The sequence below is a fragment of the Neobacillus ginsengisoli genome, from assembly GCF_030813055.1.
On the sequence record NZ_JAUSTW010000003.1, the window covers coordinates 295,691 to 311,605 of the forward strand.

A 15,915-nucleotide genomic window follows, 5' to 3' on the forward strand; every position below is an offset into this window, starting at 1 on the left:
TACTTAATAATTTTCTAATTCATTATTTAAGTCACTTAAAATTACATCTATCTCGTGGAGAAATGCTATTTTGTTGTTAGACGCACAAAATTCTCATATACATTTCCCAACAAAAAGAGATCATCCTGAAAGGATAATCTCTTTTACTTGTTTATTTCAGTATCGACTTTTAGTCGCAGGATTCATCAGAGTCTGTCCTGCCTATCCGTCTAATTGCTAACGCACTAAACGAGATAGGTCCAACTACAGCTGCTTCTGCACCTGCTGTCGCATTTTCAACGGTCAGCACGAACCTATGAGTTCCAAATCTTAAATTAGTGTCGATGGCTTGGAATGTTTCTGTATAAAATACTTCTGATGTAGGATCTGATTCGACTCCAGTCTGTGTTTCAAAAATTTGTGCACCATCGCGGAAAATACGAAATTTTAATTGCGATGTTCCGGTTAAACCCTGTACACCTACGGTGGCAATCAATTCGACTGTATTAATTGTAATAAATCTTGGAATAGTTACAATGAGAGTTGCAAGTGTTAGACGATTAGGACTGTGGGGAATAGGTTCGGGATCGCCAGGATTCGTGCTATTCCTTGGTTCGACTGTTTGGAAATCTAAAATTTCAAAGACTCTTAAGTGAGAACCTGAGCCACTTCCTCCATTCGGTTGAGCTGCTCCACTCATATCCGACCAACCGGGTTCATTTTTAGTATCCAGCATTATATAATCACCTCGCTTTCAAAGCCTGTACTATCAATATATTCAGGATTTAATAGAGTGCTTGGGCAAATGTTGAAATAGTTTCCAATTACAAATTATTTTGTTTATGTGTTTTCTAAAGTAAAACAACTTGTCTAGATCGTAACCAATTTTCGAGCATCTAGCCCTTACTAAAATGGAAGCAGTATTTATCCTCCAAAATGATTTTAAATCTAGTATTGCCGTGTTTGATAAAATTGAGGCGGAAGCTTAGGGTTATGGCCCTAAAATGAAAATAAGCGCTGATCCTTGTTACTGAATCGCGCCCTTTAACAGAATACTCGATTTCAAGATAATCTTAACAGACATTAATATCGATCTTCAGTTACCGCCCCCCTTATATGTCCTAGTGACAGGGTTCTTAACATAGACCGCAAAGCACCATGATGTCAATGATTCTCCTAATTCGAATGCTCTTCTTTTATGATTTAAATGTAATGAATTATAGTATTTCTATATAACCTTCTGTTCCATTTACTCGAATACGTTGCCCATCTTTTATCAGCTTGGTAGCATTCTCTACTCCGACAACTGCTGGTAATCCATATTCACGTGCGATAACTGCTCCATGGGTCATCAGTCCACCAACTTCGGTGACTAGGCCTTTTATGGATACAAACAATGGTGTCCAGCTAGGGTCAGTAAAGGAGGTGACTAATATATCTCCATCTTCTAGATCAGCATCTTCCATGTTTAAGATGACACGTGCTCGTCCCTCTATAACTCCGGAAGAAACAGGTAGACCTACAATAGCTTCAGCTAGGAGATTTTCTCGTTTGTACTCACCTGCAATGATTTCACCATCAGACGTGATAACACGTGGGGGAGTTAGTTTTTCATATAATTTGTACTCGTCTTTTCGTTTGCTGATGATCTTGTAATCCAGTTGATTTGTGCGTACGACTTCGCGAAGTTCTTCAAAAGTGAGATAGTATATGTCTTCTTTTTCATGAATAACGTTGGCCTGTACAAGTTGTTCGGCTTCTTTCAGTAATGCCTGCTTATAAACAAAGTAGCGATTAATCATGCCGTATTTTGGATATTCACGATAACCTATGAAATTCCGGATGATGCTAATCATTCGTTTTGTCTCTTTGGCTTTTTGTTTACCATCCGGCAATTGCTTCAATCGATCTAATAACTCTTGTTCTTTTTTCAAGGCAACGTGCCGCCCTTGCTCAAATTTCCGATTGCTAGCATTCGGCTCAAAGTTTTTGATATTAATGAGAATCAAGGGGACAAGTGTAGTTGGTTTTTCGCTCCAACGACTTCTGGTAATATCAATTTCTCCGGCACATCTCATTCCGTATTTGTTGAGATAAGAATAGATAGCGTCTCGGGTTTTTTGTCCACCTTCAAACTTAACCAGTTCATTCAAAAAGTTATCATCTTTTACATGTTGTAAATAATCAATTACTTCTGGATAAGGACGAATCACATCTGCGACATCCAATAATGCTAGACCCATTTCCGAAGTAATATTGTTTGGTACAGATTGAGAAAGCGTGTCTGCTACGTTTTTTTCACCTAACCACTTCTCCATTTTTTTATTGATCCATGATGAAGCATCCATAGCTGCCATAAATACACCCGAACTCTGTGGGTTAAATAATATCTTCTTTAATTGCTGGATATCTTCTAGAATAAAATCAAATAAATCTGATCCTGATTTCGTTTGGATGTTTTGTTTTAACTCTTCTATCGATGTTTGACTACTCTTAATCAAATCAGAAACGATTGTCGGATCGTTTTCGATTTCTGCCAGCATATCTGCATTGTTTCTGCTGGGACTCGGTGCATTTTCATCATTTGGTAACGATTTTATAAAACCTTCTCGCTCTACGATGGTCATGAGTGCGTCTTTGCTGAGCGGATCGTGTTGTCCCATGGCATTTAATAAATTTTTTCTGCTGTCAGGTGAAGCCAGCCTATGTGTGACATCAACAAACAACCTTCCACCAGCTTTACGCATGGGTGCAGGAGTCGTTAACAGGAAAAAAGACAATCCCAATGGTTTCATGGGGTCGGTCATCATTTGTTGATGACCAACAGATACATAGACGTGATTTTCTTGATCATTCGCTTCAGGGATCGGGTATAAAGTAGTGATTGGCCGACTCTGGACAATATAAAATGTATCATCAACCAAACACCATTCGATATCTTGTGGGCAACCAAAATAAGCTTCGATCTGTCTTCCTGTGCGTGCTAGTTGTAAAATTTGTTGTTCAGTAAGTGTTTGAGTCTTTTGCTGATCGGGATCGATCTGCTGGGTCTCTGTTCCGCCTTCTTTTAGTCCATAGATAGCCAATTTTTTGGTTGCTATCATCTTATCGACGATTTCCTCTTCCTGTACTTTATAACAATCGGCAGATACCAAGCCAGAGACCAGTGCTTCTCCAAGTCCAAAACTGGCATCGATTGATAGCAGCTTTCGGTTAGAAGTAATCGGATCAGCGGTAAATAAAATCCCTGAAGCCTGTGGGAAAACCATCCTTTGAACGATAACGGATAGGTAAACTTGGCTGTGATCAAATCCGTTTTGGATTCGGTAAATTACTGCGCGATCAGTAAATAGGGAAGCCCAACATTTACTGATGTGTCGCAATATTGCATCTCTTCCGATGATATTTAAATAGGTGTCATGTTGACCAGCAAAGGAGGCAAATGGAAGATCCTCGGCTGTAGCACTTGAACGAACAGCATATGCATGCTCGAAGCCAAAAGTTAAGAGACATCGATTGATATCTTCTTCGATCCCCTTCTCGATCTCGATCCCCTCAATCAGCTCACGAATCTTCCTGCTAATTTCACTAATTCTTTCTCGTTCGTTCACTTTTTGAACTGCTAGTTGATCCAGTAATTGATGAAGCTCCTCATTTTTCCCAATGACTCTTTTATATGCCTCAGTGGTAACACAAAATCCCTCTGGTACAAGTATTCCTTCAATCCTCGAACATTCGCCCAAATTCATCCCTTTGCCACCGACCACCATTTGTCTCGTTTTATCGATCTCCCGAAACTCTAGTACATATGGTTTCATTTCTTTCCCTCCCATTTATCGCTTAATACCAAGACGAATTATATGACAAAAATTGTTCATCTGATCAACCAATTACGCTGTCCACTCGTTCCTGCTCCTAGCGAAGTTCCATGTTCATATCAAACACTCCTTTAAAAAAATAAAAATAGGGGTTGACTGAAAAGGATTTTATGATGTATAATTAAAATAGGGATAAATTACACATAATTCCATAAACAGTGTATGCCTATATAAATTTACCACAGTTTTTCATTTTTATCAATGTATTACACGACCACCGCTATGATGGATCATAATGTTACAAATTTAAAGGAAGAAAAAACCTATTTTTACAAGACAAATGACTTACAAAAAATAATATTCAAATATACGATCATTTAGTGGTAGCATCAGGAAAATACGGATTTACCACGTTAAGGAAATTCCAATATTAAAAAGCCCAATTTCTTAGCATTAATATTAAGAAATTGGGCTTTTTTTCGTTACTCCATTAAAGCGCCCTTTAGTTGCAAATAAGTATTTATTTTAAGCCAAGTTATCGACAAGCCACTCTTCCGAAATTACTTGTTATTCGTATCCTAATAAGAAATCAGTTAAAAATCAATTCGATAAAGTCTAAAAGTCACTGGAATATTTTTGGGTTGCCAAAGTTCATCATAGGATTATTGGTAGGTCATTCCCGATTTTTCTAAAACTTTACCATTTTCGACATTGTTTACATCATGGGTAGCAATAATCGACTGAAAACCATCTTATTTCAACCGTTGTAGTAGAGCCTTGCTGGCTTCTGTAGCGATTCCCTTCCCCCAGTAACCCTATAAAAGCCCATAGCCTAATTCAGCGCTTCCTTTTTCTTCATCCACTCCAGAAATACCAATATAACCAATTACTTTATGGCTTGCTTTTTCTTCGATCGCATACCGATAAGCTATCTCTTGTTCATATGCCTTATAGATATTGGTATAAAGATATTCCTTTGTTGCTTCAATGGACTGAAACGGGAACCACGGGAGAAATTTATTCACTTCTTCATCGTGATAGGATTCATAACTTTTTTGGCTTGTCTATTTTTATCTACATAGAATTTTTATCATTTAGAAAATTATGCTATGGAAATAAAATGATTATTAATGTGTTTTTTAAATGATTTTAGCTAAAGCATCCTCATCGTTTGACAAAATCCTAATCAGCCATTATTATCACTATCAATTCGAACTTATTTATGGGAGAGATAAAGATGAAAATTTATGTTGATGCAGATGCTTGTCCGGTAAAAGATATTATTATCTCTGAAGGTACGAATGCGGAAATTCCTGTTATCCTTGTTACTAGCTTTTCTCATTTTTCTAATGCGGAACAACCATCAGGAGTGGAAACCATTTATGTTGATTCTGGAGCAGATGCTGCGGATTATCGTATTATGAAGTTAGTAGAAATAGGAGATATAATTGTTACGCAAGATTATGGCCTTGCTTCGCTAGGTTTAGCAAAAGGGTGTACGGTTCTTCACCATAAAGGGTTTAGCTATACAAATGAAAACATTGATCAATTATTACAAACACGTTATTTTAGTGCAATGGCCCGAAAAAGCGGAAAGCGTACAAAGGGGCCAAAACCATTTACATCTGAAGATAGGGAGAAATTTAGGGGGCTTTTCAAAAGAGCAATTTCATGTTAAAAAATAACCGTCCATTTTTAAGGAAAACCTAGAAAAATAATATTGTGACATGTATTTCAGTTCTTTTTGAAGCCTTACCCTACACTCACATGAATAAACAATATAATTATTTGCTGTAGTGTATTAATGGTAATAGTTACTTGCAGTGGAGAAGCAACATCTCTTTGATAATATTTGTTATTCATTAACTAATATTTGCTAAGAAAACAAAGAAACTCCAACAATTCTCCGTTTCATAGTAACCGAACTCCTCGATTAGTGTAATTTTACACTAATCATATCACAAACTTTATCTGTTTTATACAAATATTTTCCAATCGTTATTCAACTATCCTGCCCTTTACATATAGAAAGAGCACAATTCTTGCTGCAGAATTGCGCCCTTTAATGGAATAACTAAAAATATGGCCTCAATCCTATAATCACTTAATTCTTCTTTCACTAACGCACTCCTTTACTTTAAGTGTAATTCTTCACAATCTTACTTTCAAAATATAAAAAGAGCTACCTAAGTAGAGTAGCCCTAAAAAAGTAATTAAAGTTCCTCACTTATGAATAGTGGGGTTTTTGTCTCCTGAATAGACACCGAAGGTGTCTATTTTTATATTAAATGGTTTTATATGTTTAGTGAGAATATTGTCCATAATATATTATTATGGGTTTCTTTTAACGACGGCAGTATATTGTTATTTTATTGCCTTTTTATCACCACATTTAAGTGTTTATTACCACTTTATTGCTACTTTTAATACGACATCAATTATTTATTACCTAAAAATCAAAAAATCCCCTGTCAAAAAACACCAGCGACTCAACCGTACTGATGTTTTTTTGACATTTTATTAAAGTAATTTTCCTAAATAATACGGCATTTGGCATCGCCACCAAACCCAATCATGCGAAACATCTTCGCCCCACTCATCAAACAATGCTGGAATTTGTTTTTCTTCAAAGGCTTCTTTTAATGTAAAGTATGAAGGCAGCCCATCCTGTTCCCAATCACCCAGCCCGGTACAAATAATGATATCTGCTGAACGATATCGATCAATAAACCAGCCGTCATTTTGATTCCATATGTAATCACTCGGTGAATTTTCGTATACAAGAGGATCATTTCCGTAATCCCCAAAAAAGAAACGCACATCGTAAACACCGCTAAGTGCAATGGTTGTTTGGAAGACATCCGGATGTCTCAAGAAAAAGTTCAACGCATGATATGCCCCCATACTACACCCCGTTGTCATCATTGGATCAAACCAACCTGTTTTATGTTTAATAAATGGAATAGCTTCTAAAATCACATAACGGTCATATGCTTCATGAGCTAATGCACGGTCATGCGCCGGTTTTGAGTCGTGCAGCCAACTTTCGCTATCTATACTAGCCAATGTAAAAAACTGAACTTTTCCGGATTCAATAAAGTCATGACACACATCAATCATTCCAAAATCATAGTATTCAAAATGCGTCCCTCCAGATGAAGGAAAAACTAAGATTGGCATGCCACTGTGTCCGTATCTGTTCAACAGCATTTCACGTCCTAATTCGCCACTCCAATGGTTTAAATGTTCTATATGCATAGAAAAATCTCCTATCCCTATACGTTTACAATGCTGCAATTTTTTCGTTCATGTACAAAACGGATAATGTCATCGACTTCTTCCTGCGAATCTGCATTAATCGCATAAAATTGATTTCCTTGGAGTTCCGCAAACGCATCTGGCATGCGCTGTTCAAACTTCACACGGTCGCCAAATCGTTCATAAATAGCATTCGTATCATGTTTATACTCATACGCATCACGCTGTGTTACACCGACACAAAACTGGTTTTTGGCATCGGACTCCTTAAATTCTCCTCCTGTCACAAGAGAAGCATACAAAGCAAATAAATCAATGGAGTACGCGAAATTGTACATATCAATCGTGTAGCCGCCAGCCAAGCGGTTATTATATTCAAGTGCAATATAATCCCCATCTTCTAATTTAAAAAACTCAATATGGAAAAAGCGTTCTTTCATGCCAAAAGCTTTCACAATCGCCTTTCCATAAGTTTCGAGCTTTGGATCAATTTCTTTTTGAATCACATAAGCTAAATCCAACTGACCCTTAACGAGTTCCAGAGTTGGCACATTATATGTAAAGCTTGTTTGGAAAACAAGGTTCCCTTTCTGATCTACTAAACCATCAAATGTACAAAGCACGCCTCCTTCGACATATGGTTCTAAGAAGTACACTTGTGCTTCTCCCCATTCTTCTTCAAAATGACGTACAGCCTCTTCTGAACTTAATTTAAAGGTTGCAGCTGATCCCACTCCATTATCCGGTTTAGCGATAACTGGCAGTCCTAATTCATCAATGGCTTTAGATAACTCCTTTTTAGTTTTAACGATTCTTCCATCTACAACAGGCACATCTGCTTTTTTAAACAGCTTCTTCATTTCAGATTTATATTTAACTTTTTTCAAGTCATTCGTTTTATTGCCGTACACGTTAAATTGCTCACGCAACTGCGCATCAAGTTCTAACCAGTATTCGTTATTGGATTCAATGCGCTCAATTGGACCATGTTTATAAAATAAAAATGCAACAGCACGTTTCACTTCATCTACATCTTCTAAATTATTCACACGATAATATTCTGTTAAAGCGTTTTGTAATTCGGAACCTAATTGGTCATATGGCTCTTCGCCAATTCCTAAAACATTGACACCTGCGTCTTTTAAACGATGAGCAAAAGACTGAAAATTACCTGGATAATATGGTGATATCAAAATATAATTCATAAAAAAGCTCCTTTCTCAATATCAAAAAATTCATTATTTTCACAACTAAGGTACAATTATTTCAATTTAAAATCAATCTAAGCTTCCAAAAATATTCAAAAAAAGTGATAGATTCCTCCCATGATCTAATTCAGTCAAATATAATTATTCATTTCATTCAAGACCACTTCTCACTTAAGAAACGTAAACATTCTGGCAGGTGTTTTGCCCAAGCTCTTTCATCATGTTCTTCATCCGCAAAAATATTTAAACGAATGCTATCAATTGGAACAGAGCCTTTTATCAGTTGTTTATAATACTTAAGCGAGCAATCGATATATGCCTGCTTCATATTACCATACATCAATTGTCGATCGGCATCATCGCCTTCCTGAGTCCCAACTTGAATGTACACGCGTTGTTCAGGATCCAACTCTTCTCTAGCAATATAACTGTCAAAGGCTTTACTTGTAATCCAATTGGCTAAAGAAAAAATGCCTAAACCACCAATTTGATCTTTATATTCAATACCCATAAAAGCCGAAATATTTCCTCCAAGTGAACTGCCAATCATCACTGTATGATATTTATCCGATTTAGTTCGGTAATGCTTATCGATAAACGGCTTCACGATTGTCATGACAAACTTAGCAAACTCCACGCCTCTTCCGCCTAGTTCATTATCTTCAGGAAGTGGGCTTTCAGTAATTTTCCAAGGCGTATATTCATTAATTCGATCTTGTTCAGCGTTATCTATCCCAACAACAATCATCTTCGGTAAATCGGGGTTTAGTTTAATTGCCGGAATAACTTTCCATGAATACCCGCTATAAGCTTCACTACTGTAGAAAACATTTTGTCCATCATGCATATAGACAACTGGATAATTTTTAGCCTCATCTTTATCATAATTTTTCGGCAATAAAACACGCACGCGACGTTTTTCATTTCTATAAGACATATGTAATTGATGTGTTTCTAGTTTTAAATAAAAATAGGATTGATTCATTTCACCTTCCTCGCTCCTTTGATATTACATTAAATATTGGAAGTTCTACTTTAGAAAAATCCAACTGCTGAAGTTCTTCTAATGAATAAGTGTTTGATAAATATAAATCCCACTGGGCAGATATATCTTCAATAACTTTATATACCTCGCTGTTATAAAAATTATAATCATCCATATATTTCATATAATATTTATCACACCAATTACAAATTTGTTGATGTGAAAATTTGTTACTGCTATTTACTACACCCAACAATATTTCAACTAAATTTCTTTATTTAACTCTAAGTCAATCCCAATAAACTTTGATTCTGACCCATTGCCTACATATTTGTTCTTGCCCACCAGTTACCACCTCGGTCTGTAAATGCAATTTGTAATTAATTCAACGTAAATAAATTAGATTCCTTCTTCAACAAACCTGCTCGTTAGTGCAGCAAGCATAACTTCACAAATATGTATAAATATTAGCTTATATACATTTTTTCTTGAGTATCGATTCATAAATATACTGCCAAAACATACATTAATTAATTTCCAGAAACAGCCAAATAAGTGTATACCTGATTAACCAAGGCAATCATGTATGCCTCTCCTTGTAAAAATGTACGTTTCAAACTGGAAAATTATCCCAATTTATCAAGCGAAAACTGTGTCATCTTTTTCAAGCGGTCACACCATCACTAGAAAAAGAAAGAACCAAGTATTTACGAAATGAGAATAAATTCAATCAAACATAAACCCACCTCAACATGTTCTTTCTTTGGTAGTGCGAGTCAGAAAGGTATAGACTAGGTTAATAAAAGGTGGTTACAAAAAAAGAGCATCTGTGTTAAAACAGATAATGCTCTTTAATTTATATGTATTATTTTATTTAAAAAGTTTAGGAAGCCTTGCGCTCTTTAGCGTTCTTTAGTTCCCTTAACCTTTCTTTAATTAACTCTCTTTGTTCCTCGGTAATAATAAAATCCGTAAGACGATCCTCAAAATGAGCAATACGTCTTTCCAACTCCTCTATAGTAAGGTTATCAGTATTCTTCATAAACCCACCAACTCCTCTTATTATAATTTATATATAATTAATATTCTTCATAAAATCCTCCAAATCCGCCATTGGCAGCTGGATATTCAAGTAAAGGAAGCTATCCAAAATCTATTCTTCAAGTGGAAGTTCCATTCGAAATCCTTTTAATCCCAGGATCCCGTATTTAATTTGCCCATTGTTTCAGAACTTGTTCTTTTGCTATACGATAAACTTCTTCTTCTGTTTGGTTTTTGGTAGCTATTACGTTGGTTTGATAAACTTTATCTTTATGTGTTACATATATTGTATACTTGTACATTTTGTTCAATCTCCTTTATATAATTCTAACTTTTTGTTCATTCCACTTCTCTAATAAATCCAATTTCATTTAGTTATCACTATAAATGTTTTTTAACTTTTTTTTATTTTACAAATAAAATGAAAGTGATTAAAGCTAAAAAAAAGGTCAAAATTTGACAAATTCTCAACTTAACAAAAATTAATATATTCACTAGGCAACGGTAATGACTGGAAAAGTCAATAAAATCAACAAACTTTTTATGATTCTAATCTCTTATTTATTTTGTTACTCTTCTTAGAATGCAGAAAAATGTCGAAATATAAAAACTAAAAAAGGCCGGTTCCTTATTACCTTTTTGTTTTAATCCTTCAAACTAAATTTCCCTAAAGTAAAAAAGCCACCTTTGATAAGATGGATTTCTTACTTATTTATTAAACTAACGCACCCGTTTGTTTAAGTACATTCCTTCACAATCAAGCTTTTGTATAGAACCAATTTTATTCAACAATACCAGCTCCATTTATCTTACAAGCCACATCTACGTTAAACTTGAGGTTAGGGTAATAATTATCCCAATTCATATGGTCAAAATTTTTTGAGTTGAATTTAAGACCTAATCCAATGGGGTCTAGTTTTGTTTTCTGTATATTATCTAAAAGTAAATTGACCTCTTTTTTAATTTTCTTTTCAGTTTCATCCTGTATTTTTTTTATTTGATCATCGGAAAGGTTTATTTGATTGTCCATTTTTTCTTCTACAATTGCATTCAATTTAATTAAAAAAAATGCTGATAACATGTGGTTTTTGGCTTCTTTAATTTTGAAGCTTGCATTTCCTTTTGAAATATTTATTGCATAAGTACCATCTTTGGTCTTAATATTTGTACTTCCATTCTTAATACCCACAGTCAGGAGTCTAAATAGCTCAGATTCTTTAGGATTAAGCTTAGATTCCATTCTCTTTTTGCTAAAAAGGGCAATTGTATCAACTAGAATTTTATTGTTTTGAACTTCAATTACGGGCATAGCGATGTTAATTCCCGTTTCTGTTTCCCTTCTATACGCATCAAATAGTGTTAATGTTTTAACATATGGCGAATCAGTGCTGCTTTCTTCAAACATTGAAAATAAATAACTGCCTGCAACTCGTTCTACTTTAGGTTTGTACTGTAGTACCTGAAATGCTGTTGGTGAAGCAACACTTAAATACGCAGTCTTGTGTATTTCGGGTCTTCTTACGAAATAATCTAATAAAGGGCGAATATCCTCCTCAGCCACTTTTTCTCCAATGAGAATTGTTTTTGTATGTCCGTAAAACAATTCTTTATCTGTCATCGACTTCATTCGTCTTAGAGCTTCAGAAATGGAATTGGCATCAAAAAATAGCAAAGTAAAATCGGCTCCAATTGTAGCCGGGTCTCCCTTTGAAAGTGAAATTTTGAGGATCACTTTAAATTTTTTTCCCGATAATTCAGATTTATCAATACCGATTGATGTAACAAATGAACGTTTATCAATATCCTTAAATGAACACCCATTAACTAAAACAGGTATTAACAGTAATATCAAAAAAACAATTACTAATTTTCCGCTTGCTTTTTTGAAGCAAGAAGTAAAATTAACATTAAAAATAAATCTAAAATAATACGAGAAATAAAAAAACAATTGAAAAGTTTTAATAACCTGAATTCGTCTGTAAAATGCTGAGAAATTAAAGCTGATATCACCACGACAAATATGCCGACCCATTTTGAATGTCCTCCAACATTTTTTGTCATTAACTGAAGATATTGTAGTGACGAGTGATAGGATAATATTATATACATCAACGTTATGCCAATTTGGACCAAAATAAAAATTGATACCATTCTTTCTAAAAAGAAGTAATCAAAGCGCATACTGTCAACTGTAGTTACCCAGACATAGCTTTCCTTTCCTACACCATTAAGTCCAAAGTATCCAATTGGTACGAAATATGAGGAAAAAAGTACGAAACAAATAACCCCTAAAACCATTAATAATTTTTTCTTACTAATAGAAAGAATATGTTCACTATAAATAATAAAATTTGTGAATCCTGTAAAAACAAATAATCCAGAAGCAACCGAATTCATTTTTGGAGTATGCATTAGGTAAGTCCAAGATTGTTTGATGGAATCAACCATTACTAAATGATCGGTAAAAAACCTCAGCATGATAAAAAGATAGAAAGGTGTAGCTAATAAAACAATAATTTCCAGTATATACAATATGGAATTTGTTTGATTCATTATTACAAATACGCTTAACATGAGAAAAATATAAAATACGACAATTGAGTTCGGTGTTAAAAAATGGCTTACAATTTGCGTGTTTGAGATAAGAAATAACATTCCTGCAAAAATTTGTAGAGTAAAATTAAAAAACAAAAAAGTCTTCTGAAACCATTTTGGGAATAGCCTATCCATAATTTGAGCAATATTTTGTCTTGGGAACTTTTTCATTTGGGTTTGAAATATAATAATAAGAAACGATCCTATTAGGGCTGATAAAGCTAAACTAAATAAGCTCCCGTTAAATCGATTTTTGTAAAGGATTTGCGGGATAAAAGCAGTTACGTTTACCAGTGCATTGATATAAAACAAATAAACGTAATAACGCTGTCCTAGCATTAAAATCCACCTACAATCAGTTTTTAGCAAATAGCTGCATGTACGGTTTACCTAGGCTACGTAAACTACAAAGATATCCGATAAGAGCAAAAGCTCCTATTAGTACCCCTATAGTTCCAAATAAACTTCCAAGTACAATTAAGGGATATCGTATAAGTCGGATAGCTTGATGCATGGCATTAACCGGAATGACAAAAATAGAAATTGCAACAATAGAAATGACAATAATCATAACATTGCCTATTAGTCCTGCTTGGGATGCTGTCTGCCCGAGGATTAAGCCACCTACAGTCGTTGCGGATGGGCTAATTGTTCTTGGTAAACGAATACTGGCTTCACATAAAAATTCCACCATCAGCATCATAAAGATAATTTCAATGTAGGAAGGAAAAGGAACAGCTATTCTGCTTCCTGCAATTAGAAGAGCAAATTGTACTTTTAAAATTTCTGGAGAATAAGAAATGACGGCGACGTATAAAGCGGGAAGAAAAAGTGACATCATAAGTGCTATGTATCGAATAATAATAAGAAATTTTCCTATGGTGACTAATTCTACATGATCATCCATAGATTTAAAAAAATCAAAAAAACTAGCTGGTCCTAGTAAAACCCATGAAGATCCTTCAATAAGAAATACAATTTTCCCTTGAGACAGATTTGTTACTACTCTGTCAGGTCGCTCTGTTGTCATAAATAAAGGAAAAGGACACCACTTACTCTCCACCAATAATTTTTGCAACTGACCCGCAGATTGTAATAAATCAACTTTTAAGTCTTTTAGTTTATTATTCAAGTGTTGTAGAGCTTTTTTATCACAGAGCTTTTCATCGTACAGTAAAATAATATTCGTCTTGGAATTTTGTCCTAATGTGTGGTTTTTAACCTTTAAAGTTTCTTTGCGATATCGATTGCGAATAATGTTTAAGGATATACTTAATTTTTCATTTAAGCTGTCTTTAGGGCCTTGCAAAATACTTTCTTCTGTCGATTCATATACAGGACGTGATTCAATATTGTCCAGTTTAACAGAGTACATTTTATTGTTTTGTAAGATTATAATGCATCCGCTGAAAATTTTTTCCACAGCATCTTTTTCCTCTTTAATCATTGACCATTCTTCAAATGAGCGTATATATTCTTCATACTCAAGATTTTCGTCTGTATCATAAAAGGTTGAGATGACATTACAAGTAATTTTTTTTTCGTCGCATAGTGACTTCAAATAAAAAAGAGTAATTTTTAGATTTCCCTTTTTAACTTCACGGTGAATAAAATCATGATTTTCTTTCAAGTCCTTAAGATTCATTAAAGTCACCTCAGAGTTATTATCCGCTAAAATACAAATTTTTACACATTAACCCAGAGTGCATTTCCTTAAATTGATCAATCGCCTCCGTGAGCTTAAGTAGAAATGGTTTAAAGTCAATGATACCTGAGCCAAAAAAACCATCCTTTTTCTTAACTTTTTAGACGCCGCCCAGAAAGGAAAAATAATAGTCCTGGAGGAATGATACAATGCTATGGGTTATATTTTCGCCGAAAAGGAGGTAAAACGATGTGGAGGAGTTACGAGAGGATATAGAAAGATTTTATTCTCCTGGAGAAGTGGCATTACATATGGATATTGAAAGGCAGAAGGTAAATTGGTAAAACTAGTGAAATAAACACTCAAGAAAAATTTTATGAAAGTTTAACGAATCTGCTCTTTTATTTCAATAAATAGAGTATAGAAGTGGTAAAAATCCTTACCCATAAAGAAAAAGACCAGATGGATACACCATCTGATCAAGGACGATCTTTAAAAAATCTTAGCCAATTCAGAACTCAATTGACAATCTAAAGCATAAGTTTGTCACTAATATTTTTAAAGCATAAAGATGTAACTGTGACAATTTGATGATTTAAGTCACATCTTTGCTAGTCTTGTTATCCACCTATGTATGGTGGAGACGGCGGGACGTGCACTTCCATGCTTTCGTCATGGCACTGACTATATCTTGAACCTGCAATTTTTACAGGCCCTCCGGCGTCTTATGCGAACCATATATTTGCCTTTTAGGCATGAGGTTTCGCATCCTAGTACCACCAAATTGATCAATGGCAGCCTATGAGTCGATACACGGCTGTTGGATTACTCCACATACCGCTCGGCATTGCCTTATCACATTACTGTGACTTAGGTTTCACCGATAAAGCCGGATTATCACTTGTGTGTTACCACACAAGGCGACTAATTACTAATCGAACCCGCGTCCAAAGATATTGGCACTTAAGCTTCTACGAGTGTAGTCGACATATTGGCGCTTCGCTGATCCTTATGCCTATCGACAGGCGTCCGGCCAGCTAGCCTGGTTGTTCTCTTCCTTCATCCTCAGGCGGTGGAATCCAGCGTAGCCCACTTAGAGTGAGTCCCTTACCCTACCACATGGGCGATGGAGGGAGGAACCGCTATGCAGTATTAAGCTGCGAAAGCGAGGTTGTTGTTAGTTTTGCCAGTTATGGCTTTGACGTTTTAACGAGGCCGATCCCCTCGACTCGCAACCTAAGCTCAAACTACCCCTGTCGAATCCGTAGCGTCCCCATTATAAAAATGAAGCTAGACGTTCGGATGCTCAACAATTGTTATGAGCATAAGTTATTGCCGCATCACTTAGCGACAAATTTATTATAACATACTGTGAGTATTTTTCAA

General features: G+C 35.2%; 10 protein-coding genes, 1 other RNA gene and 2 pseudogenes. 1 reads left to right on the forward strand and 12 read right to left on the reverse strand.

Translation table 11 applies throughout. From position 1 onward, the window contains the following. Nucleotides 1–169: 169 nt before the first annotated feature. The 3 genes and pseudogenes from J2S10_RS10590 to J2S10_RS10600 form a co-directional block, all read right to left on the reverse strand. A complete protein-coding gene (locus tag J2S10_RS10590; protein WP_307408120.1) occupies nt 170–679 on the reverse strand; it encodes an exosporium protein C in 510 nt (169 codons plus the stop codon). A gap of 517 nt (nt 680–1,196) precedes the next feature. Beyond that, nucleotides 1,197–3,797 carry a phosphoenolpyruvate synthase gene (gene ppsA, locus J2S10_RS10595; RefSeq protein ID WP_307407406.1) on the reverse strand — a complete coding sequence of 867 codons (2,601 nt, stop codon included), beginning with the start codon at nt 3,795–3,797 and terminating at the stop codon, nt 1,197–1,199. An 815-nt stretch (nt 3,798–4,612) separates the two neighbouring features. Then, a pseudogene (locus J2S10_RS10600) lies at nt 4,613–4,828 on the reverse strand (GNAT family N-acetyltransferase); the annotation flags it as partial. Between the two features lie 206 nt (nt 4,829–5,034). Here J2S10_RS10600 and J2S10_RS10605 point away from each other — a divergent pair. After that, complete coding sequence (locus J2S10_RS10605) at nt 5,035–5,475, forward strand: YaiI/YqxD family protein (protein ID WP_307407408.1); 441 nt, start codon at nt 5,035–5,037, stop codon at nt 5,473–5,475. A gap of 842 nt (nt 5,476–6,317) precedes the next feature. Here J2S10_RS10605 and J2S10_RS10610 read toward each other — a convergent pair. The 9 genes and pseudogenes from J2S10_RS10610 to ssrA all read right to left on the reverse strand — a co-directional run bounded on the left by J2S10_RS10610 (nt 6,318) and on the right by ssrA (nt 15,796). Continuing rightward, nucleotides 6,318–7,055 carry an esterase family protein gene (locus tag J2S10_RS10610; RefSeq protein ID WP_307407410.1) on the reverse strand — a complete coding sequence of 246 codons (738 nt, stop codon included), beginning with the start codon at nt 7,053–7,055 and terminating at the stop codon, nt 6,318–6,320. 17 nt (nt 7,056–7,072) lie between these two features. After that, nucleotides 7,073–8,260 carry an ATP-grasp domain-containing protein gene (locus J2S10_RS10615; RefSeq protein WP_307407412.1) on the reverse strand — a complete coding sequence of 396 codons (1,188 nt, stop codon included), beginning with the start codon at nt 8,258–8,260 and terminating at the stop codon, nt 7,073–7,075. Nucleotides 8,261–8,417: 157 nt separating this feature from the next. Beyond that, a complete protein-coding gene (locus tag J2S10_RS10620) occupies nt 8,418–9,248 on the reverse strand; it encodes an alpha/beta hydrolase (RefSeq protein WP_307407414.1) in 831 nt (276 codons plus the stop codon). Nucleotides 9,249–10,131: 883 nt separating this feature from the next. Continuing rightward, the gene (locus tag J2S10_RS10625) at nt 10,132–10,290 is read right to left on the reverse strand and encodes a hypothetical protein (RefSeq protein WP_307407416.1); all 159 of its coding nucleotides are present in this window, start codon (nt 10,288–10,290) and stop codon (nt 10,132–10,134) included. A 166-nt stretch (nt 10,291–10,456) separates the two neighbouring features. After that, complete coding sequence (locus J2S10_RS10630; protein WP_307407418.1) at nt 10,457–10,591, reverse strand: BA3454 family stress response protein; 135 nt, start codon at nt 10,589–10,591, stop codon at nt 10,457–10,459. Between the two features lie 479 nt (nt 10,592–11,070). Continuing rightward, nucleotides 11,071–12,321, reverse strand: a complete 1,251-nt coding sequence (locus J2S10_RS10635) for a Ger(x)C family spore germination protein (protein WP_307407420.1) — start codon at nt 12,319–12,321, stop codon at nt 11,071–11,073. Nucleotides 12,322–12,341: 20 nt separating this feature from the next. Then, a pseudogene (locus J2S10_RS27430) lies at nt 12,342–13,223 on the reverse strand (GerAB/ArcD/ProY family transporter); the annotation flags it as partial. A 16-nt stretch (nt 13,224–13,239) separates the two neighbouring features. Next, entirely contained in the window at nt 13,240–14,529 is a 1,290-nt protein-coding gene (locus tag J2S10_RS10640; protein WP_307407422.1) for a spore germination protein, read from the reverse strand. A gap of 932 nt (nt 14,530–15,461) precedes the next feature. Further along, nucleotides 15,462–15,796, reverse strand: a transfer-messenger RNA (tmRNA) gene (gene ssrA / locus J2S10_RS10645). Between the last annotated feature and the right edge of the window lie 119 nt (nt 15,797–15,915).